The organism is Limobrevibacterium gyesilva (assembly GCF_025989185.1).
Classification (GTDB): Bacteria; Pseudomonadota; Alphaproteobacteria; order Acetobacterales; family Acetobacteraceae; genus Limobrevibacterium; species Limobrevibacterium gyesilva.
In genome coordinates, this window is record NZ_JAPDNT010000036.1 from 1 (window position 1) to 22698 (window position 22698).

23 protein-coding genes are annotated in these 22698 nt (G+C 67.9%); all 23 read left to right on the forward strand.

Annotation, left to right across the window (positions count from 1 at the left end):
* Window positions 1–31 precede the first annotated feature (31 nt).
* Window positions 32–778, forward strand: coding sequence for a hypothetical protein (locus OL599_RS22585; RefSeq protein ID WP_264716297.1), 747 nt, complete (start codon window positions 32–34; stop codon window positions 776–778).
* Between the two features lie 340 nt (window positions 779–1118).
* Window positions 1119–1655, forward strand: coding sequence for a hypothetical protein (locus OL599_RS22590; RefSeq protein WP_264716299.1), 537 nt, complete (start codon window positions 1119–1121; stop codon window positions 1653–1655).
* On the forward strand, window positions 1642–3681 hold the full coding sequence (locus tag OL599_RS22595; protein WP_264716300.1) for a phage terminase large subunit family protein: 2040 nt from the start codon (window positions 1642–1644) through the stop codon (window positions 3679–3681). Before OL599_RS22590 ends, OL599_RS22595 begins: the two co-directional genes overlap by 14 nt.
* 9 nt (window positions 3682–3690) lie before the next feature.
* Window positions 3691–3921, forward strand: coding sequence for a phage head-tail joining protein (locus tag OL599_RS22600; protein ID WP_264716301.1), 231 nt, complete (start codon window positions 3691–3693; stop codon window positions 3919–3921).
* Entirely contained in the window at window positions 3918–5444 is a 1527-nt protein-coding gene (locus OL599_RS22605) for a phage portal protein (protein WP_264716302.1), read from the forward strand. The genes OL599_RS22600 and OL599_RS22605 overlap by 4 nt, the downstream gene beginning before the upstream one ends.
* 35 nt (window positions 5445–5479) lie before the next feature.
* The gene (locus tag OL599_RS22610) at window positions 5480–7402 is read left to right on the forward strand and encodes a phage major capsid protein (protein ID WP_264716303.1); all 1923 of its coding nucleotides are present in this window, start codon (window positions 5480–5482) and stop codon (window positions 7400–7402) included.
* Window positions 7403–7479: 77 nt separating this feature from the next.
* Window positions 7480–7821, forward strand: coding sequence for a DUF2190 family protein (locus OL599_RS22615; RefSeq protein WP_264716304.1), 342 nt, complete (start codon window positions 7480–7482; stop codon window positions 7819–7821).
* Window positions 7822–7834: 13 nt separating this feature from the next.
* On the forward strand, window positions 7835–8605 hold the full coding sequence (locus OL599_RS22620; protein ID WP_264716305.1) for a hypothetical protein: 771 nt from the start codon (window positions 7835–7837) through the stop codon (window positions 8603–8605).
* 1 nt (window position 8606) lies between these two features.
* The gene (locus OL599_RS22625; protein WP_264716306.1) at window positions 8607–8933 is read left to right on the forward strand and encodes a head-tail joining protein; all 327 of its coding nucleotides are present in this window, start codon (window positions 8607–8609) and stop codon (window positions 8931–8933) included.
* Window positions 8930–9349 (forward strand): hypothetical protein, encoded by a 420-nt coding sequence (locus tag OL599_RS22630; protein WP_264716307.1) that lies wholly within the window; start codon window positions 8930–8932, stop codon window positions 9347–9349. Before OL599_RS22625 ends, OL599_RS22630 begins: the two co-directional genes overlap by 4 nt.
* A gap of 11 nt (window positions 9350–9360) precedes the next feature.
* Complete coding sequence (locus OL599_RS22635) at window positions 9361–10311, forward strand: phage tail tube protein (RefSeq protein ID WP_264716308.1); 951 nt, start codon at window positions 9361–9363, stop codon at window positions 10309–10311.
* Window positions 10311–10820 carry a hypothetical protein gene (locus tag OL599_RS22640; RefSeq protein ID WP_264716309.1) on the forward strand — a complete coding sequence of 170 codons (510 nt, stop codon included), beginning with the start codon at window positions 10311–10313 and terminating at the stop codon, window positions 10818–10820. Before OL599_RS22635 ends, OL599_RS22640 begins: the two co-directional genes overlap by 1 nt.
* 44 nt (window positions 10821–10864) lie before the next feature.
* Window positions 10865–11041 carry a DUF7697 family protein gene (locus OL599_RS22645; protein ID WP_264716310.1) on the forward strand — a complete coding sequence of 59 codons (177 nt, stop codon included), beginning with the start codon at window positions 10865–10867 and terminating at the stop codon, window positions 11039–11041.
* On the forward strand, window positions 11031–11732 hold the full coding sequence (locus OL599_RS22650) for a DUF6441 family protein (protein ID WP_264716311.1): 702 nt from the start codon (window positions 11031–11033) through the stop codon (window positions 11730–11732). The genes OL599_RS22645 and OL599_RS22650 overlap by 11 nt, the downstream gene beginning before the upstream one ends.
* Window position 11733: 1 nt before the next feature.
* On the forward strand, window positions 11734–14955 hold the full coding sequence (locus OL599_RS22655; RefSeq protein WP_264716312.1) for a tape measure protein: 3222 nt from the start codon (window positions 11734–11736) through the stop codon (window positions 14953–14955).
* The gene (locus tag OL599_RS22660; RefSeq protein ID WP_264716313.1) at window positions 14952–15608 is read left to right on the forward strand and encodes a hypothetical protein; all 657 of its coding nucleotides are present in this window, start codon (window positions 14952–14954) and stop codon (window positions 15606–15608) included. Before OL599_RS22655 ends, OL599_RS22660 begins: the two co-directional genes overlap by 4 nt.
* Window positions 15605–16201, forward strand: a complete 597-nt coding sequence (locus OL599_RS22665; protein ID WP_264716314.1) for a hypothetical protein — start codon at window positions 15605–15607, stop codon at window positions 16199–16201. The genes OL599_RS22660 and OL599_RS22665 overlap by 4 nt, the downstream gene beginning before the upstream one ends.
* Window positions 16201–16632, forward strand: coding sequence for a DUF6950 family protein (locus OL599_RS22670; RefSeq protein ID WP_264716315.1), 432 nt, complete (start codon window positions 16201–16203; stop codon window positions 16630–16632). The genes OL599_RS22665 and OL599_RS22670 overlap by 1 nt, the downstream gene beginning before the upstream one ends.
* Complete coding sequence (locus tag OL599_RS22675) at window positions 16632–19031, forward strand: phage tail protein (RefSeq protein ID WP_264716316.1); 2400 nt, start codon at window positions 16632–16634, stop codon at window positions 19029–19031. The genes OL599_RS22670 and OL599_RS22675 overlap by 1 nt, the downstream gene beginning before the upstream one ends.
* A complete protein-coding gene (locus OL599_RS22680; RefSeq protein WP_264716317.1) occupies window positions 19028–19249 on the forward strand; it encodes a hypothetical protein in 222 nt (73 codons plus the stop codon). Before OL599_RS22675 ends, OL599_RS22680 begins: the two co-directional genes overlap by 4 nt.
* On the forward strand, window positions 19249–19488 hold the full coding sequence (locus OL599_RS22685; RefSeq protein WP_264716318.1) for a hypothetical protein: 240 nt from the start codon (window positions 19249–19251) through the stop codon (window positions 19486–19488). The genes OL599_RS22680 and OL599_RS22685 overlap by 1 nt, the downstream gene beginning before the upstream one ends.
* 30 nt (window positions 19489–19518) lie before the next feature.
* Window positions 19519–19812: a hypothetical protein gene (locus OL599_RS22690; protein ID WP_264716319.1), complete on the forward strand. Its 294-nt coding sequence runs from the start codon at window positions 19519–19521 to the stop codon at window positions 19810–19812.
* Entirely contained in the window at window positions 19800–22697 is a 2898-nt protein-coding gene (locus tag OL599_RS22695; RefSeq protein WP_264716320.1) for a right-handed parallel beta-helix repeat-containing protein, read from the forward strand. The genes OL599_RS22690 and OL599_RS22695 overlap by 13 nt, the downstream gene beginning before the upstream one ends.
* Window position 22698: the final 1 nt, after the last annotated feature.

Sequence of the window (22698 nt, forward strand, 5' to 3'; positions counted from 1 at the left end):
GACCGGACAGTAGACAGGACGGAACGGACAGATGAACGTAAATCAACGCTCTAGCCTGCAAACCCCGCCCGCTGCGGACGGCGTCGAGCGGGCCGACTGGCTCGCGCATTGCCGCGCGCAGGTCGAGGCGCGCCAGGCTGCCGAGGAAAGCGCGCGCCAGGCCGAGCTCGAGCTCGCCGCCACCGAGCCGACGATCCGCAAGCTGCGCCGCAGTGTCACCGAGAAGTTGTTCGAGGCCGGGCGCCTGTCCGCCCTGCAGATCCGCGCCGCGTCCGAAATCTGCCGCTGCTGGGAGGCGATTTGCACGGGCTTGTTCGCGAAGGCGATGCGACTCGACAAGCAGCCGCGCGGCGCGCCGGCCGAGGACTGGTCGCCCAGCCTCCGGGTGGCCTATTCCGCGCGCTATGCGCCCTGGCGCGACGAGGCCGCGCTCGTGACCTTGCGTCACCGCTACAGCCTCGCCGACCTGGTGTTCTCGATCGTGGTCGACAATCACGGCGTCTATCAGGTCGGCAAGCGACTCGGGATGGATGAGCGCACGGTGCTGCGACACCTCCAGTTTTCGCTCTACCGCTACGTCGAGCAGGCGGACTGGCTCGACGACAAGGGGCGCGCCGAGGCGCTCGCGCTGGTGGCGCATCGGGCCGCAGCACCGCAGCCGAAACAGCGGAAAGCCCGGCCGGAAACGCCGCCGGACCACGTTCGCGGCACGGCCTGGAAGGCGCCGAGCTACACGCCCGAGCAGCTCGCCGGTGCCCGCGCAAAACTCATCGCTTGACTCGACGCCGGGTTTCGAGCCTACAAATTGCCACTCTCGCAGAGTCACGCCCGCCCGGCACCGCCGCGGCGGGCGTTTTCGTTGGGGTCTGGCGGCCCTGACCTGATATGCATCAGGCGCATAGGTCGTCTCTCAGCTATGCCATGCATATGGTGCATGGGATGGCCGAAAATGGCCGGAAGGCATGCGATTTGTGCATGTCATGCGCGAAATGCATGGGGATGGCATTAGCTATGCATGCCCCCCTTCGGGTCCTTCCAGCCTCCGCGCTAATACGGCGCGCAGAGGCGCTTAAGATCGCTAGTCGGTTAATTTACAAAGGGTTAACCGGTTCAGCCCCGTGAACGCACGCAGTGAACAGCCGAACGTGGTCAAGAAGGGCAGCTACGCGGAGCATCGTGGCTGCTCGGCGGCCTACATCTCGAAGCTGATCCGGCTCGGAAAACTGGCGCCGCCGGCGGTTACGCCAGACGGACTGATCGATGTCGCCCTCGCCGACGCCATGCTGGGCCCGGCATCGCCCCAGCTGAGTGCCGGTCGCGATCCAGCGCCGAGGCCTGACCCTGACGGCGACGCGGACGCCGAAGCCTATGCCTCCAGCCGAGCGCGACGTGAAGCGACCAACGCGAAACGTGCTGAGCTGGAGCTGGCCGAGCTTGAGGGCCGCCTGGTCGACCGTGCCGCTGTTCAGCGCGAGGTCGAGGAGATGGTCCGAAGCCTCCGCGACCGTGTCCTCAATGTGCCGCGCGATATCGCCGCCAGCGTCGCCACCATGACCGATGAGCGCGCCATCGAGGCCCGGATCACGCTGGCCCTGAAGGCTGCCCTCACGGAGGCCGCCGACGAAACGGAGTCGCCGGAGGATGCTGCCGTTTGACGCGCTACCGCAAAGCCGCCGCGCGGCCCGCCAGGCGTTTGCCCGCGCGATCCGTCCGGACCCCGAGCGCACCGTTGCCGAATGGGCCGATGCCACGCGGATTCTCGGCACCGAGGAGGGGCCCTTCCCCGGCAAGTGGCAGACCAGCCGCACGCCCTATCTGCGCGAACCGTTAGAGGTCGCCAGCCTCTCCCACCCGGCCGCCAAGCTGACGCTGAAGTTCAGCGCGCAGACCGGCAAGACGCAGGTCCCGCTCAACCTGCTGGGCCAGATCGCCACCGAGACGCCGACATCCGTCCTCGTCGTGCTGCCGTCGATCGAGGAAGCCCGGACCTGGAACCGCGAGAAGCTCGATCCGATGATCGCCAACACGCCGGCGATCCGAAGCCGGGTGCTGGAGATCACCAGCCGCGACGAGAAATCGTCGACCACGATGAACAAGATCTTCGCCGGCGGCCGCATCGCGCTCGTCGGGGCGAACGCCTCGAAGGCACTCCAGTCTCGCACGGTCCGCGTGCTGATCTGCGACGAGGTGTCGGAGTTCCCGTTCGATGTCGATGGTCGAGGCGACCCCCTCGCCATGGCGCAGGCCCGCTACACCGCCTTCACCGGCCGCGAGAAGGACGTCGCGGTCTCCACCCCTGGCACGCTTGGCTCCTGCCGCATCACCAAGCGCTACGAGGAGAGCAGCCGCGGCGTCTACCACGTGCCGTGCCCCCACTGCGGCCACCGCCAGCCGCTGCTGTTCACGCAGCTCCGCTGGACCAAAGGCCACCCGTCCACCGCGGCCTATTACTGCGCGGCCTGCGGCGCCGCGATCCAGCACCACCAGAAGACCGGCATGATCGCCGCCGGCGCCTGGGTGCACGGACGGCCCGACCTGATCTACGTCCACGCCGGCTATCACCTCAGCGCGCTCTACAGCCCGGCCGTCAGCTGGGCCTGGGTGGTCGAGCGATACGAAGCCAGCGTGCAGGATCCATCGCTGGAGAAGGTCTTCCAGCAGCAGGTGCTGGGCCAGGCCTACGAACAGCGCCACGACGTCGTGCCGCACCAAGCGCTGTGGGAACGCCGCACACCCTACGCAGCGGGACGTATCCCCGCCGGCTGCCTGTTCTTGACGGGGGCAACCGACGTCCAGGGCGACCGGTTGGAATGGGCCGTCTACGCATGGGATCGCCACCTGACGGCCTGGTATGTCGACGGCGGCATGCTGATGGGCGACCCGATGCGCAAAGACGTGTGGGAAGCCCATGACGCCCTGCTCGAGCGGCGCTACCGCGATGCCTGGGGCCGCGACTGGCCGTGCGAAAGCTGGGGCATCGACTCCGGCTACCTGTCACAGCGGGTCTACGCCTATGCCCGCCGCAACGCGCACCGGGGCTCGCCGCGCATCCTGGCGCTCGACGGCCGCGCCAAATGGGGCGAGCCGCCGATCGGCACGCCGAAGGCCGTCGAGGTCGACTTCGCCGGCCGCAAGATCGGCTCCGTCCAGCTCTGGCCGGTCGGCACCTGGGACCTGAAGACTGAGGTGACGGCAGCCCTCCGCCTCACCGAGCAGGGCCCGGATACCGACGGCATGTGGCCACGCGGCTGCATGCGCTTTCCGGACCGCCTGGACATCGGGTTCTTCGAGCAGCTGACCGCCGAGGTGTGCCAGGTGCGCGCCACGCGCTCCGGCTACGAGATCCGCGAATGGATCAAGCTGCGCGCCCGCAACGAACAGCTGGACCTGGCCGTCTACACCCGCGCCCTCGCGCATCACGACACGCTGCGCTTCACCGAGGCCGATTGGGATCGACTGGCCGCCCGGCGGATCGGCCATGCCGCCGATCTCGTGACCCTGATGCAATCCGATCTCGCCGCGGCCAGCGCGGTGCCACCCATGCCCCCGCCAGCGCACCCGACCACGGGCCCGGTGATGCCGCCGCAGTTGGCGTCACCGGGCCAGGGCGACCGCGCTCCCCCGTTCATCCCGACGCCGAAGTCAGGCGGTTGGATCCGCCCCAGCGGCGGCTGGCTCTAGGACCCGATCATGGCATTCACCGCCGCAGACCTGGACACGATCGAGCAGGCCATCGCCACGGGCGCGCTCAAGTGCAAGTTCGCCGACGGGCGAGAGGTCTTCTATCAGACGACGACGGAGCTGCTTCGCGCCCGCGACGCAATCAGCCAGGTCCTGGCCGGCCAGGCCGCCGCCCCGCCGTCGCGCATGACCCGCGTCATCCACAACCGCGGCGACTTCTCCCAGGGCCGCGCCCGGTGAACCTGCTCGACCGTGCCATCGCAGCCGTGGCGCCGAAACTGGCGCTGAGCCGCGTCCAGGCGCGCACGCAGCTCGAGCTGATCGGCAAGCTGGGGGGGGTGAAGCGCGGCTACGATGCCGCTTCCCGCGGCCGCCGCACCCAGAACTGGCGAACGCCGGCCCGCGGCGCGGTGCTCGAGGTGCAGACCGCCCGCGCGCTGATCCGCGACCGGGCGCGCGACCTGGTGCGCAACAACCCGTGGGGGCGCCGCGCCGTCCACGTCCAGGTCAGCAACCAGATCGGCACCGGCATCCGCCCGCGCGCGAACACGTCCAGCAAGGACCTGAACAAGCGCATCGACGAGTTGTGGGAGGAGTGGGGCGCAGGCTGCGATCCCTCCACCGGCCTCGACATCTACGGCATCCAGGCCCTGGCGGCGCGCACCCGGTCGGAGTCGGGCGAGGGCCTGGTGTTGATGAGCCGCCGCGGGGAGAACAGCGCGCGCGTGCCACTGACGCTGCAGGTGCTGGAAACCGACTGGCTGGTCGAGGATCATACCTCGGCCGCGCTGCCGCAATCGCCGGTGCGCGAGGGCATCCGCTTCGACGCGAACGGGCGGCGCATCGCCTACCAGCTCTACGATGCCAACCCGAACGACATCTGGCAGTCCGGCCTGGCGAATTTCCGCGAAGTGCCGGCTCGCGACGTCGTGCATCTGTACCGCATCGAGCGGCCGGGCCAGCTCCGCGGCGTGTCCGACCTCGCCTCGGTCATGGGCCGGCTGCGCGACCTCGACGACTACCACGACGCCGCTCTGATGATGGCCAAGGTGCAGGCCGTTCTGGGCGTGTTCGTCACCCAGACCGGCGGCCCGACGGCCAGCCCCCTCGGCGCCGCATCGAACGACGAGCTGGGCCGGCTGGAAGAGCTGATGCCCGGCATGATCGGGTATCTGCGGCCCGGCGAGGACGTCAAATTCCTCGCCCCGCAGGCGAGCGGCCCGTTCGCCGAATACACGCGCGCCGCGCTGCACGCGATCGCGATGGGCGTCGGCCTCACCTACCACTTGCTGACCGGCGATCTGCGCGACGCGAATTATTCCAGTCTGCGCGCCGGCAACATCGAATTCCGCCGCAACGTGGAGCAGGACCAGTGGCTGATGCTGATCCCGCTGCTCTGCGTCCCGATCTGGAACGCCTTCATCAGCCAGGCCGTGCTGTCCGGTGCGCTGCCCACCGCCGCCGCGGGCGCCACCGCGCTATGGACGCCGCCGCGCTTTGAGCTGGTCGATCCCAGCCGCGACACGCTCGCCATCATCGCCCAGGTGCGCGCCGGCCTGATGACGATGCCGCAGGCCATCGCCGAGATGGGCTGGGACCCGGAAAAGCAGGTCGCCGAGATCAAGGCCTTCAACGAGCTGGTCGATGCCGCCGGCGTGATTCTCGACACCGACCCGCGCCGCATCAGCGGCCCCGGCACACCGAACGATCCGAAGCAGCTCGCGAAGATCGAGCTCGATGCAAAAGCAGGAGACAAGCCATGAGGTCGCTGAGCGCACCGCGCAAGGAGCGTGCCTGAATGCCAAACGATCTCATCACGCGGCCGGCCGGCGCCCAGGGGATCCGTGCCAGCTTCGCCCCCGAGACCTGGAACCCCGAAACCCGCACCGTCGATGTGGTGTGGAGCACCGGCGCCGCCGTCCAGCGCCGCGATTACTGGACCGGCAAGAGCTGGACCGAGAAGCTGGATGTGTCCGCCGCCGCGGTGGATCTCGGGCGCCTCAATGCCGGCGCCCCGCTGCTCAACACGCACAGCAGCTGGGACCTGTCCGACATCGTCGGCGTCGTCGTCGACGGTTCGGCGACGGTGTCGGGCGGCGTGGGGCGTGCGCAGGTGCGCTTCAGCGAGCGCGACGAGGTCGCCGGCATCGTCGCCGATGTCGCGGCCGGCATCATCCGCAACATCTCCGTCGGCTACACGGTGCAGAAATGGACGATCGCCGAGGCCACCGCCGACTCGCCCGAGATCCGCACGGCCTCGGCCTGGACTCCCTATGAGATCTCCCTCGTGCCGATCCCGGCCGATGCGGGCGCGCAAGTGCGGGCCCAGCCGCAGCCGGGCGCCGTGCCGCCCCCTCCCACCCCCCAGGCGGCCCGCGCCGCATCCCAGGAGCCCACGATGACCCCCGAAGAAATCACCGCGGCCACCGAGGCCGCTCGTGCCGAGGCGCGCGCCGCCGAGCGCGCCCGGCATGCCGATATCGCCATCATCGCCCGCCAGGCGGATCTCGATCAGGATTGGGTGCAGACCCAGATCGCCGGCGATGCCACGGTCGACCAGATCCGTGCCGTGGCGCTGGAACGGGTCGCCAGCCGCGCCACGTCGCGCATCCCGGCCGAGGCGGCGGATGCCCGCCGCGACGAGCGCGAGACGATCATCACCCGCATGGCCGATGCGCTGACGGCCGCGCGCACCAACACCGCCCCGCCGGACCACGCGCGCGAGTTCATGGGGCTGGGCATGCATGGCGTGATCCGTGAGATCGCCCTGCGCCACGGCGTCAAGGGCGTGCACCGGATGACCGGCTCGCAGCTCGCCGACCTGGCACTGTCCCGCCGCGACGGCGCTGGCCTGACCTCGTCGGACTTCGCCGCCATCCTGACCAACTCGACCAACAAGTATCTGCGCTCCGTCTATGGCGGCTTCCCGCAGACCTGGAAGGGCTGGACGACCGAGTACGACGTCGCGGACTTCAAGACCATCACCAGCGCCGGGATGGGCAACTTCCCCGAGCCGATCCCCTTCGCCGAAGGCGCTGCGGTGCCCGGCGGAGTGCTGTCGGACGAGGGCGAGACCTTCGCCGTCGCCGAGCGGGGGCGCGTGGTCTCGCTTTCCCGCGTCGCCATCGTCAACGACGACATGCGGGCGATCGATCGCGCCGTTCAGAGTGCCGCGCTGGCCGGCTACACGGCGCTGCGCCGGGTGGTCTTCGGCATCCTGACCACCAATGCGGCGATGCAGGACGGAATCGCCCTGTTCCACGCCACTCACGGCAACCTGGGAACGGCCGGCACGCTGACCGCCACCACCTACAGCGAGCTGCTGCAGTTGCTGATGCAGATGAACGACGTCAGCGGCCAGCCTATGCCACCGCCGACCTCCGTCGCCCTGCTGGTGCCGCCCAGCAAGCAGCGGACCGCCCTAGAGATCACTTCGGCACTCATCGTGCCGACCGCGATCGGCGCCACGCTGCCCACCGAGTACAAGCAGATGACCGAGGTCGTGATGGAGCCGTTCCTGCGCACCGGCAACGACCCGTATTTCCTGATGCGCAAGGACGTGCCGGTCATCGACATCGCCTATCTGCAGGGCGACGGCCGCGTGCCCGTGCTCACCAGCGAGTCCGAGATCGAATTCACCGGCATGACCTGGCGGGTGACGTTCAACTTCGGCGCCAAGGCGGTGACCTGGCGCAGCGGCGCCTCCAACGTCGGCGGCTGAGCCGCCGCTTCCCTGGCCCGGCGCTTCGGCGCCGGGCCTCCCACCCACTTCGCCAACAAGCACCAAGGGGACAGCCCGTGGCTCGTAACTACATCAACGACGGCACCATCGTCGAAACGGTGGCGCCCTCCGGCGGCGCCGTGTCCGGCCGCGTCCTGGTCCAGGGCCAGCTCGCCGGCGTGGCCCTCAGCAATGCCGCCTCCGGCGCGAACGTCGCGATCCGAACGCTCGGCACCTTCACCTTCCCGAAGGCCTCGGGCGCCAGCACCTCCATCGCCGCCGGCGGCAACGTCTACTGGGACGCCGCCGGCAACGCCGTCACCAACAGCGCCACCTCCAACACCCGCATCGGCGTGGCGCTGGCGGCCGCGGCGAATGCCGACACCAGCGTGGTGACCCGCTTCAACGGCAACTTCTAGCCCGGGATCTGTCATGTCGGTGAAAGACGGCGCGCCGGTCATCGCGGCGAATGTCCCGGTGACCGGCGTGCTGGTCGGCACGCCGATGTATGGCGGCCAGTGCTACGACAGCTATCTGCACGGCATGCTGGACCTGCGGGCCGAATGCCTGGCCCGCGGGTTGCCGTGCCACGTCATGACGACCCGCAACGAGAGCGACATCGTGCGCGCCCGCAACCACATCCTCGCGGAATTCGTCGCATCGTCCTGTTCGCATCTGGTGTTCATCGACAGCGACATCGGCTTCCGCGGGACCGACGTGCTGAGGCTGATCGCGCACGGCCAGGACCTCGTCGGCGCCACCTACGCGAAGAAAAATCCGCACGCGGTCGATTTCGCCTACGTGCCGCTGGACCGGGCGCCCCGCCTGGCCTCCGGCCTGGTGGAAGTCGCGGCCCTCCCCGGCGGCTTCTTCTGCATCCGCCGGGATGCGGTCCTGGAGATGACCGGCGCCTATCGCGACCTGCGCTACGTCAAGGCGCCGCAGGAGCTGAAGGGCGAGCCGTGGGAGCACCATCTCTACAACCTGTTCGGCACCATGATCTGCCCGCAGAGCCGCACCTACTGGACCGAGGACTATGCGTTCTCGCGCCGCTGGCGGGATCTGGGCGGCAAGATCTGGCTGGACCCCGCCATCATCCTGGAGCACAGCGGCACGTCGGTCTTCACCGGCGACCCCGCCACCAGCTTCACGAGCGTGGCGACGGCGGCGCAGTCTCCGCGGCGCCGCAAGGGCGGCGTCTGACATGACCGTCTTCGAGGCCGCGCTCAGGACGCTGCACGCCGATCCGAACCTGTCCGTGCCGGCTGACTACCAGCCGGGAGGGCAGGGTCCGGCGACCTCGATCCGCGTCACGCGCGTGACGCGCGAGGCACGGTTCGACGCGTTCCAACCGGTGAAGCAGCACGGCGAGGACCTCTCGATCCGCCGTATCGACGCCCCGGCGCTGGCGAAGGCCGACACGCTCACTCTCTACGATCCGACCCGCCCGGGTCCCGAGCTGGTGGTGGTCCTGGAAGCGAATCTCGACCACGAAGGCCTGACCTGGACGGCCACGGTGCGGCGCGCATGAGCAAGCGCGAGGCCGCGATCTCCGCCCTGGCGGACCTGCTGCGCCAGACCGGCGCTGAGGTCTGGCGCGGGACGGATCTGGCGCGCGAGATGGTGCCGGAGGGGTTGATCGAGGTCAGCGAGGGCGATTCGACCGACACGCCCCTGCTGTCCCCGTTGGCCTGGGAGATCGAGCAGCACGCCGAGGTCGTCGTCTCGGTCGCGGCTGCGGATGAATATGCTCGCGACGCCGCCATGGACGCGCTGCTGCAGCGGATCGCCGGCCTGATCGCCGTGGATCGCACCCTCGGCGGCGTCGTCGACTGGGCCGAGCCTGGCGCGCCCACCTTCCAGCCGGCCGAGATCGACGGCGCGGCCAAGTCCGCCCGGTTCTCCGTCGCGCTGAGCTACGTCTCAACAGACACAGTCCTGTCCTGAAGGAACCCGAAATGGCCCTCATTCCCGCGCGCGCGCGTGGCACTCGCCTGCAGCTGCTGGCCAAGGCCGAGACCACCGTCGGCACCAAGGCCACCGGCGCCTATGCGCAGCTGCCCTGCTACAGCTTCGACATGTCCGCGCAGCAGCCGCAGGTCGAGGATCCGGTGCTGTCCTATGGCATCGGCCGCAACCCGATGGACCCGTTTCCCGATGCGCTGACGCTGAAAGGCAACGCGAAAGTGCCGCTGGAGACCGGCAACATCGATTTCTGGCTCACGCTGCTGTTCGGCACGAAGGTCACCACCGGCACCACGACCAAGACGGACACCTGGACTGCCGGCGGCGCCCTGCCGTCGGCCACGTTCGAGAAAGGCCTGCTTGACACCGTCGATTTCTACGAATTCGACGGCGTCTTCGCCGACACGCTCGGCATCGATATCGCGCCATCCGGCACCGCGACCATGACGGTCGGCCTCGCGGCGCTGACGCAGCAGCCGGTCGCGAATGCCAGTATCGGCGGCACGCCAACCCGCGCCACATACGGGCGCCTGCTCAACAAGTCCGCGTCGGTCCTGCTTGACAGCACGGCAGTGGCCAACGTCACCGGCGGCACCCTGTCCATCAGCAACAATCTGGAGGAAGTCCGCACCGTCCGCGGCGACACGACGGGCGCGCCGGCCGGCTACGATGCCGGCGAGCTGAAGCTCGATGGCAAGCTGTCGCTGCGCTACGACAGCCGCAGCATGACAACGGCGGCGCTGGCGAACGCGCCGCATACGCTGTCGCTGCAATGGCCGCTCACCGGCGGATACCTGCTGAGTTTCAACTTCCCACGCTGCTTTATCGAGACGCCCTCGGTCCCGATCGCGGGTCCCGGCGGCATCGAGCAGACCATCAACATCAAGGCCGCATACGACGCCACCGCCGCCGCGGCCTTCACCGTAACGATGACGCACACCTGATGTTCTCGTTGCACATCCCGACCGAGCCCTACTGGCTCACGCTGCAGATGGGCGTGCGGGTGCAGGTGCGCCCGCTCGGCAGCGCCGTCATCAGCGCCGCCACCGCCTACGCCAACCGCAAGATGCTGGACATCGTCCGCGAGCACGCCGACCGCCTGGCCGCCGGCATGCCGGCCGACGACCTGCCGGACGTCGTCGACGACGACGTCCGGCGCGGCCTGGTGGACGAGCTCACCGCCGCCGGCCTCGCCCGCCACGGCATCCTGGACTGGGAGGGCGTGGGTGCCGCGGACGGCAGCGACAGGCCGGCCCCGTGCACGAAGGACAATGCGGCGCTGTTCGGCCGTTCCGCCCTCGGCCTGGACTTCCTGGTCAAATACCAGCGCCTGCAGGCTGAGGTCGCCGCGGAGGGAAACGGATCGGCGCCCATGCCGAATGGTGCTTCGGGCGTGGGCGCCAATACTGCAGCGGCTGCCGGTCTGACTGCGCCGAATGCCCGGGACGCCTGACAGAGCCGCATACCGAGCAGGGCTGGGTGGTGTGGGATGCGGCCATGGCCTGCCTGCGTGGCGGCTTCGCGGGCCTCGAGCTGGACATCGCCGCCGCCGTCGCGATCGCCGCCGCCGGCGGCGTTCCCGCGCCCGTCGCGGCGCAACTGCTGAGCGCCTTCCACGCCGGCATGGCGGCTGGCACGGAAGAACGGAGAGGGGCGAACGGCGATGGCGCATAGCTTCCGCATCACGCGGTCCGGTGGCGACCTCGCAACCGCCATCGGCGCCGTCGGCACCACGTTGTCGAAGGCGGTCGCCGTCGGCGTCGCCGCCGCGGCGGAAGGGGCGAAAACCGATCTGCGCAAGCAGCTGCAGGGCAGCGGCTACCGCTTCGGCCGCGCCGTCAACGCCGTCCGCAGCACCGTCTACCCGAGGCCGCCCGCACACTCGCCCAGCGCCGCCGCCACCGTATTCGCCGCCGGCGACAGCGCCGATCGGTTTCTGTCCGCCTTTGCCACCGGCGCCGTCGTCACACCGAAGCGCGGCCGCGCGCTGGCCATCCCGCTGCATGATTTCCGCGGTTTCGACCGGCGGCTGGTCGGCCCGAATTCGTCGTTCTGGGGCGGACGGCTCATCTTCATCCCGGCCGCCGGATATGATCGTGCCGCCTCCGGTACCAGCCTGGGCGGCGCCAAGATCGGCATCCTAGCCAGCAAGATTGACGCCTACAGCACCGGCGCGCGCTGGTCGCGCAACAGCCGCGCACGCCGTTCCTTCAGCCGTCAACTTGCATCTTCGCTGATCCCGCAATTCCTCCTGGTGTCCGTCGCGCGCATGCCGAAGATCTTGAGCCTGGACGACGTGCTGAACACCTGGGCCGACCGGATGCCGGATCTGGCCGCGCGCGCCGCCGAGATCCTGGACGCCTGAGATGGCTCAGAAAACTTTCAGCTTCCGCCTCTCGGCCGATGGCTTCGGGCAGTTCAGTGCCGATCTGCGCGCGATCGCCGGCCAGGGCGGCGACGCCGAGCGGGTGATCCAGACGCTGACGCGCTCGTCGCCGCAGCTCGCCTCGGCGATGGACGCCGCACAGGCCAAGGTCACCGGCGCTGCCAACGCGTTGCGCGACGTGAAGGAGAAAGGTGCGGACGCGCCAGGTGTGATGCAGCGCCTCGCCGCGGCGACGCAGAACGCTCAGGGGCCTGTAGGCAGCCTCGCCAGCGCGTTCCTTACAGGCGGCGTGTTTGGTGTCGGCATCAAGGCAGGCACGCTGGCTCTGGAGAAACTGACCGAAACGCTGAAGCAGGCGGTGGTCGCGATCCCGGAAGCCGGCGACGCGTACAAGCTGATCTCGGCCCGTCTGGAAGCTGCCACCGGCACCGCGACGCTGGCGACCGCCGTCTATGAGAAGTTGCTGCTGGTGTCGCGCCAGACCGGCATCAGCGTGCAGGACAGCGCCGAGTCGTTCACGCGGTTCGCCGTCGCGGCCAAGGATGTCGGCGCCACCAGCGACCAGGTGGTGCAGCTGGTCGCCGGCATCCAGAAATTCGGCATCATCTCGGGCCTGTCCACCACCGAGCTGGTCAACGGCACGCGGCAGCTGGCGCAAGGCCTCGCCGCCGGCCGCCTGCAGGGCCAGGATCTGCGGGCGACCCTGGAAGACATGCCGCAGCTCGGCGCCGCGCTGGCGGCCCAGCTTGGCACGTCCATCGGCAACTTGCGCAAGATGGGCGAGGAAGGCCGGCTCACCGCCGACACCGTCTTCCCCGCGCTGCTTCGCGTCGTGCAAGACGTCGACAAGCAGTTTGAGAAGATGCCGTCGAACATCGCCCGCTCGCAGAAAGCGGCCGCGGCGGCTGGCGAGCAGTTCCTTGCCCAGTTGGATCGCGCTTGGGACATTTCCGGCAAGATCGCCGCCAATTTCGACCAGGTCGCGCGCGCCATGGACGCGTGGCGGCAGTTTCTTGGCTTCAGGACCGCGACCGAGCAGCAGACTAAGGCGCTGAGCGACCTCGCCACGCTGGACGCCAGGATCGCATTCACCAAGCGAAATCTGAACGATCTGCGGTTCACCTCGGTGTTTCAGGACAGCGAGAAGGATCCGGCGGTCCAGACGGTAAAGCGCGAGGTCGACGCGCTGGTCGCGCAGCGGGCCGCCATTTCCGCCACGCTGATCACTGAAGTGCAGGGGCAGATCGATAAGGTTTCGGCGGAACAGGAGCAGGCGCAGACACGCCGCGCGACCGCGACCAAATCCCGCCTCACAGAAGAAACCGAGAAGCTGCGGGACGCGCTCGACCAGCGCTACAAGCTGCAGAAGGAACATGAAGAGCGGATCAAGACGCTCACGGAGTCGAAGGGCGCCGGCGCCATCGACCCGGCGGAATTCACCCGCCTTAAGGATCTTGCTGACAAATCCTACAGCGATGCCATCGCCAAACTCGCTGGCTCCGGCCATGACCCCGATTTCGGCCTCGGCAACAAGGATGTGCAGTCGATCCTGGACCGGATCACCGAGCACCAGGAAGCCGCCGCCCGCCAGATCGAGACCGCGCTGGACCCGGCCGCCGCGGCGGCGGCCAAGCTGCGCGAGGAAATCGAAAAGCTCAATGCCGCGCAGGATCTCTACGCCCGCACCATCGACCGCGAAGGCGGCCCGCTGGGCCTTTCGCCTGAGCGCGTCTCGGCCCTTACCGACACGGCCTACAAGAACTTCTACGGCACGCTGGAGAAGATCGACGACAAGGCGAAATCCTCCACGCAGTCCTTCGATCAGTTTTTCGCCCGTGCCACCTCGGGTTTCGAGGACGCGATCGCCAGCGGCAAGAAATTCAGCGACGTGCTGCAGGGCCTCGAGCGTGACCTGGCGCGGCTGATCATGCGCGAGGCGGTCACGGGCCCGCTGACCAGCGCGCTGGCTGGCGCGGGCGGCATCAAGGGCCTGCTCGGCAGTGCGTTCAATGCTTTCTTCGGCCCCGGCGTGGGCCCCGCGTCCGGATCGTTCAGCCTCGGCGCCGGCGTGTCCACGCCCTACGTTGGAAGTATCGGCGGCCCGGGCATCGGCACGCTCGGCAGCATCGTCCCGTTCGCAAACGGCGGGATCATGACCTCGCGCGGCGCACTGCCTTTGCATCGCTATGCCGGCGGCGGCGTCGCGGACCGGCCGCAGCTGGCGCTGTACGGCGAGGGCGACCGCCCGGAGGCCTATGTGCCGCTGCCGGACGGCAGGCGTATCCCGGTGGCGATGCAGGGGGGTGGTGCCACCACGATCGTCCAGGGCGACACCCACGTGCACGTGGCTGAGGGCAGCGCCAAGGCGCCGCAGATCGTCCATCTCGTGCGCGAGACGGTCATGGAGCAGCTGACGAATGTGCTGGCCGCTGGGGGCAATGCGGCGCCGGCCGCGGGCGCCATCCACGTCGGCACGCTCGGCCGGGTTGCCGCGTTCGCGGATGGCGGGATCATGACCGAGCATGGTCCGCTGCCACTACGCCGCTATGCCGGCGGCGGTGTCGCGGACCGGCCGCAACTGGCGATGTTCGGCGAGGGCGACCGCCCGGAGGCTTACGTGCCGCTGCCGGACGGCAGACGCATCCCGGTGGCGATGCAGGGTGCCGGTGCCACCACGATCGTCCAGGGCGACACCCACGTGCATCTTGCTGACCGCGACGGCAGCGCGCCGCAGATCGTCGATCTCGTGCGCGAAACGGTCAGGGAGCAGCTGACGAATGTGCTGGCCGCTGGGGGCAATGCGGCGCCGGCCGCGGGCGCCATCCACGTCGGCACGCTCGGCCGGGTCGCCGCGTTCGCCGATGGCGGGATCATGACCTCGCGCGGCGCACTGCCGCTGCATCGCTATGCCGGCGGCGGTGTCGCGGACCGGCCGCAGCTCGCCATGTTCGGCGAGGGCGACCGCCCGGAGGCCTATGTGCCGCTGCCGGACGGCAGGCGCATCCCGGTGGCGATGCAGGGTGGCGGCGGCCTCACCATCGTTCAGGGCGACACCAACGTGCACGTGGCCAATAGCAGCTCCAGTCCTGAGCAGATCGCCCAGATGGTCTCCATGGCATCTGCCCGCTCGCGCGCCGAGCTGCTGGCGGAGATCGAGCGCGGCGGCACCGTAGCGCGCCAGGTGGGGCGGCGCCGCGGATGACCATCGTCACCTTCCCCAGCCTACCGATGCCGAACGGCCTGCAGCGCCTGCCCAGCTCGGCCACGCTGCGCCTGATGGCCGCGACGCAGTCGAGTGAGTCGCCGTTCGACGGCTCGGTGCAGACCATCGCCATGCCCGGCGCGAAATGGCATGCGGTGCTGACGTGGCCGCCCATGCCGCCGGACGTCTGGCGCGTCCTGCAGGCGTTCGTGACGCGCCTGGGCGGCCGTGCCGGCCGGTTCCGCTACACCCACCCAATGACGTGGCGGCGCAGCCCCACGCCTGTCCTCAGCCTCGGCGCGCCGGTGGTTTCGGGCGGTGGGCAGAGCGGCGCCACCCTGGTCACCGCCGGCTGGACCGCCAGCACGGCGCTGTTCAAGGCGGGCGACTTCTGCAGCTTCGTCGATCCGGCGGGGCGTGACCGCCTGCACCAGGTTCTGGCGGACGTGTCGTCGAATGGCAGCGGAGCGGCCACACTATCAATCGCGCCGCCGCTGCGCACGCCGCCGGCCAGCGGCGTCGCAATCGAATGCGCCGCGCCGAAAGCGGTGTGGATGTTGGCGTCCGACGACCAGGGCGATTTCGGCCAGATGGCCGCGAGCGGCGGCGCCCGCGCCTCGGTCAGCCTGGAAATCATCGAGGCACTGGTATGACCCGCAACCTGACCTCCGGCGTCCTCGCCGCCGTCTCCGGCGAGGTCGTGACCCGCGCCGTGGCCGTCGAGCTCGATTACGATCTCGGTGTCGTGCGCATGGCCGGCACCCCGTTCGACATTGAGGTGCTCGGCCACACATTCACCGGCGTGGGCGCGCTCGGCCGCATCAGCACGGCGGAGGAGGGCGCCGATCTGCAGGCCTACTCCATGACGATCCAGCTCGCCGGCATCCCGCGCGACGCCATCGCCATCGCGCTGTCGGCCGACTACCAGGGCCGTCCGGCCACGATATGGGAGGTGCCGCTGGACCCGGACACGATGAAGCCGATCGCAGATCCGATCTGCATCTTTCGCGGGCGCATGGACACGATGGCGGTCGAGCTGGACAAGACCTTCGCCACCTGCACGGTCGCCGTTACCAACAGGCTCGCGGACTGGGAACGCCAGCGCACCCGTCTGTTCTCCGACGAGGAGCAGCAGCGCGTGCATCCCGGGGACCTCGGCCTGTCCTACGCCACCGCGATGGAGAACGTCGAGATCAACTGGCCTGCCTCCGAATGGTTCCGCGACTTCGCGCGGCGGCACGGCTGATGCGCGTCCCGTCGCGATATGTTCGCCCCGCGGACTGGCCCGAGCGCCTCCACCGCTTCATTGATTCGCGGCGCGAAATCCCGTTCGCCTGGGGGCAGCAGGACTGCGGCACGCTGGCCTGCGACGCCGTGCAGATGCTGGCCGGCATCGACCCGCTTGCGAGCCTGCGTGGGTCCTATGCGTCCGAGGACGAATACGAGGCGATGCTCGCGCCGCATGGCGGCCTGGAGCAGCTTGCGTGCGCCACTTTCGCCGCCGCCGGCCTGCCGGACTGCCCGCCAGGCTACGCGCAGCGCGGCGACGTCGTGCTGGTCGAGGTCGGCAACCAGATGCTGCTCGGTGTCGTGACGGACGTCCATGTCGCGGTCCCTGGCGCGGATGGCCTTCATTTCGTCAAGCGCGCGATGATTCGCCGCGCCTGGGCGGTCTGATGCCCCAGCTCATCGTCGCCGTGGCTGCCGCGATCGCCTCCTGGGGCGGCGCCGCATTGGCCGTCGAGATCGGCATTGCCGCATCCATGACGTCGTTCGCGGCGGTGGCCATCGGCGCTGTCACCGGGTCAATCGTGGCGCTGGGCCTGTCGATGTTGTTTCCGGTCAGCACGCCAAAGGCATCCGTGCCGGACGTCGCCCGCGACCGCAAACAAACGTTGCGAAGCGGCGTGGCGCCGAAGCGCATCATCTACGGCACGTCGCTGGTGAGCGGGCCGGTGGTGTTCATGGACAGCTCCGGCGCCAACAACGAGTACATCCACCTGGTCGTTCCCCTCGCCGGCCATGCCATCGCCGCCATCGACACGGTGCACCTCAACAACTACGTGATCGACGTCAACGCCGCGATCGGCGGCGTCGGCAGTGCCGGCCGCTACGCGCAGGTTTTTGCGCTGGTCCAGGCGAACTCCGGATCTGGGCCTGTCAACGTCGCTAACGTCTCGACATCAGGATTTCCGTCCGGGTCGGACCGTGATGGCTACGCGCGGTTCAGTTGCTACGACGGCACCCAGGTCGCCGCCGATCCAGACCTGTCCGCTGAGTTGCCGGCGCGCTGGAATGCAAATTACAAACTGCTAGGCCTGCCCTACATCTATGCCCGCGTGACCTATTCGCAGGACTGTTTCCCGGGCGGCTTCCAGTCGCTGCGTGCGCAGGTGCGCGGCAAGAAGGTATATGATCCGCGCGACGGCAGCACGGCCTTCCGCAACAATGCCGCGCTCTGCATCCTCGACTACCTGATGTCGTCGGATGGCCTTGGCGCCACGCTGGACGAGATCGACCTCGACTACTGGATCGCGGCAGCGAACCTTTGCGACGAGAGCGTTGCCATCGACGTCGCCGGCACGGTCTACCAGCCGCGCTACACCATCGACGGGTCCTTCACGCTGGACCAGGCGCCGCTGCAGATCATGGAGCAGCTGCTCTCGTCCTGCGCCGGCGCGCTGACCTATGTCATGGGCAGGTATCGCCTGCATGTCGGCGCGTACGACGCGCCGACCGTCGCGCTGGGGCCGTCGGATTTCGCGGGTAAGGTAGCTATCCTGACCAAAAACCCGATCCGGAGCCAGTTCAACACGGTCCACGGCACCTATATCGATCCGGCGCAGCTCTGGTCCGCGGTGGCATTCCCGCAGGTCCAGGTGGCGGACCTTGTGGCGGAGGATGGCGAGGTGGTTCCGGCGAGCATCGAGCTGCCCTTCGCGATCGACGCCTATCACGCCCAGCGCCTGGCGCGGCTGAAGTTGCTGACATCGCGGGCCGGCCAGATCCAGATGACGGCGCCGCTCAAATACGGCGCCCTGCGCATTGCCGCATGGGACACGGTGAGCGTCACGCTGCCGGATGTCGGCTGGACCAACATGGTGTTCCGCGTCGCCTCGTGGAAATACGATCCGGTGAAATGCGAAGTCACTGCGGTGATGCATAGCGAGGACGCGGCGGCCTACACATGGAACGCTGTGGACGCACAGCCGCCGATCCTCAGCCAGTCCACCGACCTGGTATCCCCGCTGGTGCTGCCCGCCGTCGCCACCCCGACGCTCGCGACGGGATTCGGCATCAACAACGATGGCACCGTGGTGCCGGATATCGTCGTCAGCTTCATCGCGCCGGCGCATCCATTCATCACCGCAGTCGAGATCCAGTGGAAGAAATCCACGGATGTGGTCTGGCTGTCCGCGCTGGTGCCGTTGCCAGCCACGCAACACACAATCATGCCGGTGATCGTCGGCGCCACCTATCAGGTCCGCTGCCGGGGCATCGCCGGCCTGGTGCGCGGGCCCTGGTCCAGCATCGCCAGCACCGCAGGCGCCGGCAAGTCCGGCGCGCCGGCCAGCCCCACAGGGGCGACGGTCACGAGCATCCTGGGTGGCTACAGCGTGTCGTGGATCAAGCCGCCCGATGCCGATCTGGACGCGATCGAGATCTACGAAATCCCGGCACCCTATACCGGCACCTATTACTACGTCGGGGAAAGCAAGGGCGGCGGCGCGGTCGTGAAACTCGGTAGCGGCGACTATATCAGCCGGGGCGTCGCCGTGATTCCGCGTGACACCAGCGGCAACAGGGGTGACGCCACATTCGTGGGCTTCGTGACCGCCCAGCAAGCCGCCACCGCGGACATCGTCATCGACGCCCTGTCCGATATGCCGGTCGCCACCAGCACCACCCGCCAGGTGGCGACGGCGATAGACACTTGGGAGGATGCGCTGACGCTGAGTGTGTTCGTGCCCGTTGCCGGCAAGGTGATGTTGGACATGAAGGCCAGCCTCGAGGTCTGGAACGGGGGCACTCTCGAGGCTGGCGGCGGTGGCGAAGGTGGAGAGGGTCCAGGATGAGCACCCTACTTGTACGCGTCGTGCGCGTGTCGCCCGGAGGCGGCCAGGAAACCGTTATAAATTCGCAGGGCGGGTCGGCCAGCATCACGGACAGTATCGTCGACACGCCGGCCGGCGGGTCCACCTATGTTTATAAGCTGCAGGTCAAGGACCCGTTTCTACTGTCCGGCGCTGGCATCAATTTGCGTCGGCTCGTGGCCCTGGTGGCCAAGCGCTGATGCCGGCGTTCCCGCCTCTGCCGACCCCGCCGGCGGACCCGCCGCCACCCCCGCCGCCGCCCTGCTGGGCGCAGATCGAAGGCTCCGGCCTGGTGACCGCCTACGGCATCGTCCAGCCCGCCGCCCTGGCAACCCATCTCGCTCTTCCGGGCGTCGTCGCGATTACTTCGGATCAGCTCGTTATATTGCGCGCCGGCGGCGCCTGGGTCCTGCAGGACGGCACGCTGACCGCGGCCTGACCCTAATCCCAGATCACTCGAAGAGGCACCATGGCTGGCACTGTCTCGAACAGCCCCTCGCAGCTGCCGCTCGCCGGCTCGGTCGGGGAAAGCGACCTGATCGCCGTCGATCAGTATGACGGCGACGGGGGATACGTCACGCGCGGCGTGCCGCTGCAGCTGCTCGCGCAGCTGGTGGCGCCGCTCCTCGCCCGCACGCTGCCGGTCACCGCCGGCGACACCGCCTTCGTCGGCTCAGTGACTTTGTCGAATCTGCCAACGGCACCGGACGGTCTGATGCCTGGGCAGCTCTGGAACAATGGAGGCGTGCCGTGCATCGCCTGATCGTCTTCGTGGCTGCGCTATCGTTCGCGGCGGGCGCGCGGGCGCAGTCCCCCACGTTTCAGTCGTTGACTGTTACTGGAGGGATCACCGCGAACGGCTTGCCGGCCGCTTCGTCGGTGGCTGGCGCAGACTCCCTGTGGGTAATCCAGGGATCGCCCGGCACCACGCGCAAGGCGCCTCTCTCGCTCGTGCTGGGCGATGTGCTGCCGTCGGCGTTGACGAGCGGCATGATCACCGGGGCGCTGGGATACATTCCGATCCAGCCGGGGGCGGATGTCTCGACAAGCACTGTCACGGCTCCGGGTGGCGTCGCGCGGACCACTGCGGCGATGGCCGGCGATGTCATCAACGTGCTGAACCTCAGCCCTTCGATCAACAACGGCACCACGCTGGCTGCGACGACCATCAATGCGGCCATTACCGCCGCCAACGCCATGCCGTTCGGCGGCGAGGTCTACCTGCCGGCCGGCAAGTATCATGTTGACGTGTCGGTCCAGAACATCATCCTGAAATCCAATGTCCATCTGCGCGGCGCGGGTGCGGGCAAGACGATCATCGATATCGACGACACCAACGGAACTCTCAACTCCATTGGGGTGATCGCCAATCCGCAGCGCACCAATATCCGCGTCTCCGGGATCACGTTCCAAGGCCGGCGCCCGCAGGGCGTCGTGGCGTCCGGCAACAATCTGGTGGTGCCGCTAAAGGCGACGCTGGTTAATATCCAGGCGTCTACCAACATCGACGTCTACGGCTGCGAATTTCTGGACAGCAACAACGTGTCACTGCTGATCAGCAAGGACGGGAGCAACAATATCCGCGTGCGGGACAATCGTGTCGCGCGGTCCAATCTCGACAGCATCGCAGTGTGGAACTCGTCGAATGTCTTGATCGACGGCAACCAGATCGAGCAGTCCGGCGATGACTCCATTTCGGCCAGCGAAGGCGATGGCGACGCCGCTCCGGTCCGCACGAACGTCATCATTACAAACAACCGCGTCACGGACGGGACCGGGGGAATCAAAATCAACGGTGCCCGCAGCGCGTCGATCCGCGGCAATAAGCTGCAGCGCATGAATACCGGGATCACCGTCGCATTCGGGCAGGGTGGCGGCAACAGCCCGGTCTATGGGGTCGATATCGCCGACAACATCGTTGAAGATATCTACTCGCTTGCTCCGGTTCTCAACACGGCCCCGGGCGGCGTTCCGCTCACGTCCTACATTAAAATCTTCGGGTCTGCGAAGCAGGCGGGCACTGCGGTATTCCCGGCATGGGCGCAGAGCACTCCGTACACCGCTGGCACGATCGTCTCGACGAACAATAGCGCCGGCCAGAATTTGTATCTGGCGTTCGCCAATGGCACGTCGGCGTCTAGCGGCAATGGACCGGTCGCGACTCTGCGGAATAACGGGATCGTGGACGGCACGACGGCGTGGACCTATCTCGGCCCGGCCTGGACCGATCCCGGCATTTCCGCTCCAGGCACGCCGATCCCGCCTTGGGTCGCTAGTAAGCAGACATTTTACGGCCAGACCGCCAGCAACGGCGGCAACGCCTACATCGTCAAAAGCGTCAGCGCGCTCGGCGCGCAGGCATCTCCCGCGACGTTCTTTGTCGGCGGAAGCGGCACGTCTCTGGTCGATGGAAACATTACATGGATATGGGTGTCCGGGATCGGGAACCAGGCCTATGTAACCGGCGACCGTTACTATCTCGGCGATAAGATCACCCAAGGCGCAAATAGCTACCAGGCCGTCGTCATCAAGGCTTTCACAGCCTCGTCCGGTGGTCCGACCGGAACGGGAACCGGGATCGTAGATGGTGACGTCGTGTGGGCCTACACGGGCCCGGCCGCACCCGGAACCTTCACGCCGCTATGGGGCTCGAACGGACCCGGTCAATTCCATCGCACGCGTCAGTTCAACACGCAAAACGTCTACCCGCAGAATATCGGCGCCAACATGCCATCTCCTGGCGCCTACTGGATCACCGTGCGCGGGAACAAGCTGACGCGGACACTCCCGGACGTTACTTCTCTCAGCCAGTGGGGATACGGCACCACCCGCGAGGCCGGGCAATATGGTTCGTTTAAGACGGCCGTCACCAATCGCTTCTTGAATATGGCGGGAATCTATATTGCCGGCGCGATGCGCAATTCGGAGATTTCGGACAATATTATCCAGATCGGAATGTCGACGGGCGAATCCATTGTCGATGCGGGCAGCAACGGCATCCAGTTCGACCCGAATATTCAGGACCTGGCGCTTGACGGCTTAAAAATCCGCAACAACACCATCGTTGGGTTCGGTAATGCCGGCATAGCGTTCCCGGTGAACATCGCCACGCAGCAGCGCATACTGGTCGAGGGCAACATCATCGAGGCCGACCCTTATTTCACCAGCGCGGCCCGCTCCCCTGCTGGCTCGAATACCTGGCTGTCAAGCGGTCCTACAGGGATCGTGCTTAACGGTACGTCGGGTCTCCTGATCGCGCGCAACCACTTCCGCCACATGGTCGCGCCGATCACGGGATCTGGCACATACACGGCGATCGGAAATCTCGTCTATGGCCGCCCGGCGGCCATTGGCTACAGCGCCTCGAACCAGGGCGTCGGGACCACATACGCGGCAGGTGTAGGCTGGGACTACATCATCGAGGAAAGCGACCCGACCAGCGCGGCGTTTGGGCAGATGTTGCAAGCGCGCGTCCACACAGCGAGCGCGCAGCCGACGACCGGATATTGGATCGTTGGTCAGTTTGTCGCCAACTCGGCGGTCACCGCCGCGGGTGGCAAGATCCTGATGGGATGGCTGCGGCTGACCACCGGCAACGGCCACGTCACCAACACCGACTGGACGCCTGTCTACAGTACCAGCAGCTGAG